This window comes from Candidatus Phyllobacterium onerii (assembly GCF_028331445.1).
In the GTDB taxonomy this organism is placed as follows: Bacteria; Pseudomonadota; Alphaproteobacteria; order Rhizobiales; family Rhizobiaceae; genus Phyllobacterium; species Phyllobacterium onerii.
In genome coordinates, this window is record NZ_JAQMHX010000042.1 from 1 (window position 1) to 1,075 (window position 1,075).

The following is a 1,075-nucleotide window of genomic DNA, read 5'->3' on the forward strand; positions in this document are numbered from 1 at the left end:
GGGGAATCGCATGTCAAGATTTTCACCTCTTGCTGCAGGACTCATTACCTCAGCGATTTTCCTGTTGGACACTTTGACGGAATTGGACATTGCCATCGCCGTCCTCTACGTGACCGTGGTGTTGTTGGCCCTTAATTTTGCCAGCCAGACTGGCATAGTGTTGATCGGCGCGGGATGCATGGGACTTACCCTGCTGAGCTTTCTAATATCGCATTCCGATGATCTTACTGAATTTGAGGACTCCGTTGGACGTTGCCTGGTCAGCCTTGCTGCTATTGCGATCACAACACTCCTCGGTTTCCGCTTGAAAACCTCGATGAATGTCCTGGCTGAAAGTGAACTGCGTTATCGCACGATTTTTCTGGCGACGGGTGTGGGCATACTCCAGATGGATTTCCGTGGTCTTAAAGACGCCATTGAAAAGCTTAAGAGCGAGGGAGTACGGGACATCGATCAAGCGCGGAGACTTGACCCCGGATTTCTACGCAAAATTCCGAAAACCGTACGGCTGATCAACGCCAACGAAACCGCTCTGAAGATGTTCAATGCCGCAGACGTGAATGCACTCGAGAAGTTGCTGCCGACCATCATCACCGCAGATATGGACAAGTCATGGAAGTTTCTCGCCGCGATATGGGCCGGGAATGCCAGCTATGAAGCTGAAACAGTCGTCAACGATGTAGAGGGCAAACAACTCACTGTTCTCTATAACGTTGCATTTCCCGCAGATTGCCCGGCTCTCGAGATGGTCTTGATCAGCATCATGGATGTAACCGCGAGGAGAACAACCGAAAACCAGCTTCATTCCGCCCGAATGGAGTTGACGCATGTTGCCCGGGTCGCAACGCTCGGAGAACTGACAGTGTCGATCGCTCATGAACTCAATCAACCGTTGGCTGCCATGATTGCCAATGGGGCGGCAGGCTTGCGTTGGCTGAAACGTGACGAGCCGGATCTGGCGAAAGTTCAATCTTCGATGGAGAGCATGGTAGCCGATGCCAAACGCGCCAGCGAGATCATCAAGAACCTGCGTGCCTTGTCGAAGAAATCGTCTCCCGTCGCGTCACACGTCAAT

General features: G+C 52.3%; 1 protein-coding gene. It reads left to right on the forward strand.

Going from position 1 to position 1,075, the window contains the following annotated elements; translation table 11 throughout:
• Positions 1–10: 10 nt before the first annotated feature.
• Positions 11–1,075: histidine kinase dimerization/phospho-acceptor domain-containing protein (locus PHA01_RS29105; protein WP_271899722.1), on the forward strand; the 1,065-nt coding region annotated here is incomplete at its 3' end.